This is a genomic window from Dokdonella sp., from assembly GCF_049593775.1.
Classification (GTDB): domain Bacteria; phylum Pseudomonadota; class Gammaproteobacteria; order Xanthomonadales; family Rhodanobacteraceae; genus Dokdonella.
In genome coordinates this window covers 1-1,587 of sequence record NZ_JBAWHJ010000373.1, presented here as the reverse complement: position 1 = coordinate 1,587, position 1,587 = coordinate 1, and the positions used below count along the sequence as shown (strand labels likewise).

The 1,587-nt window shown below is 59.4% G+C and carries 2 protein-coding genes; both read right to left on the bottom strand.

Annotation, left to right across the window (positions count from 1 at the left end; translation table 11 throughout):
• Nucleotides 1–115 precede the first annotated feature (115 nt).
• Nucleotides 116–1,111 (bottom strand): phenylalanine--tRNA ligase subunit alpha, encoded by a 996-nt coding sequence (gene pheS, locus WBP53_RS12790; RefSeq protein WP_423929511.1) that lies wholly within the window; start codon nucleotides 1,109–1,111, stop codon nucleotides 116–118.
• A 102-nt stretch (nucleotides 1,112–1,213) separates the two neighbouring features.
• Nucleotides 1,214–1,573, bottom strand: coding sequence for a 50S ribosomal protein L20 (gene rplT, locus WBP53_RS12785; protein WP_423929509.1), 360 nt, complete (start codon nucleotides 1,571–1,573; stop codon nucleotides 1,214–1,216).
• Nucleotides 1,574–1,587: the final 14 nt, after the last annotated feature.

The window sequence follows — 1,587 nt, the reverse complement described above, 5'->3', positions numbered from 1 at the left end:
GGCCACCCTATTCGGCAGCTAGAAAACGAGATTCGATATTCTGGAGTCGGTATTTGAAAGAGCAACAGTCTCGCGCAATCTGGCTCTAGGAATCCCTAATCCCGAATCCCGGCCCTCAAGCGAATTGCCTCAGGAACCGCAGGTCGTTCTCGAAGAACGCGCGCAAATCGTCGGCGCCATAGCGCAGCATCGCGAAGCGATCTACGCCGAGGCCGAAGGCGAAACCGGTGTAGCGCTCAGGGTCGATTCCGCAATTCTTCAATACATTCGGATGGACCATGCCGCAGCCAAGAACTTCAAGCCATTTCGTCTCGCCGCCATCCGTATTCCAGCCGATATCCATCTCTGCGGATGGCTCTGTAAATGGGAAGAAGCTGGGCCGCAGGCGCACTTCGAAATCGCGCCCGAAATATGACCTGACGAAGGCTGCCAGCGTACCCTTCAGGTCGGCGAAACTCGAGGTCTCGTCGATCAGAAGGCCTTCGACCTGATGGAACATCGGCGAATGGGTCTGGTCGGAATCACTGCGATAGACCTTGCCTGGCGCGATGATCCGGATCGGCGGCGTACGTCCGGACATGCTGCGGATCTGCACGGGCGAAGTGTGCGTGCGCAGCAATCGCCCATCCGGAAACCAGAAGGTGTCATGCATCGTGCGCGCAGGATGATCTGGCGCAAAATTCAGTGCTTCGAAATTGTGCCAGTCGTCTTCGATTTCCGGGCCGTCAACACGCTCGTAGCCGAGCCGGGCGAAGATTTCACAGATCCGATCCATGGCCCGGGTCACGGGATGGAGGTTGGCGCGGTCGGAACGGCGACCCGGCATGGTCACGTCGATCCGCTCATTGGCCAGGCGTGCCTCGACCGCCGCTTCATCAAGCACCGTCTTGCGCGCGGCAATCGCCTCGAACAGGGTGTTCTTGGCTACATTGATGCGCTCACCCGCTGCCTTGCGCTCTTCGGCCGGCAACTTGCCCAGCTGCTTGAGCTGCTCGGTGACGAAGCCGGATTTTCCGATCACGGCAACGCGTTCGGCATCCAGTGCCTCGAGACTTGAGGCGGAAGCTATTGCTTGCAGCGCCGCGTCGATACGGCTGCTCAACGGATCCATCGGTTTTTCCCCAGCAGAAACGAAATGGGGAGCAAGGCCAGAGCCTGCTCCCCACGTTCATCGAACATCCACGGTCAGTGCGTCAGGGCACAACCAGAAGATTTACGCAGCCAGAGCGGCCTTGGCCTTTTCTGCCAGCGCACGGAACGCCGCAATGTCGTGAATGGCGAGGTCGGCAAGCACCTTGCGATCGACATTGATGTCGGCCTTCTTCAGACCATTCATCATGCGGCTGTAGCTCAGGCCGGACAAGCGGGCACCCGCATTGATGCGGACGATCCACAACGAACGGAACTGACGCTTGCGCTGCTTGCGACCGATGTAGGCGTATTGCAGTGCCTTGATGACGGCCTGCTTGGCCACGCGGTAGACCTTGCGACGGGCGTTGTAATAGCCCTTCGCGCGTTTCAGCAGCTTCTTGTGCCTGCGGTGGGCGGTGACGCCACGTTTTACTCGTGCCATGGGTCAGTCCTCCT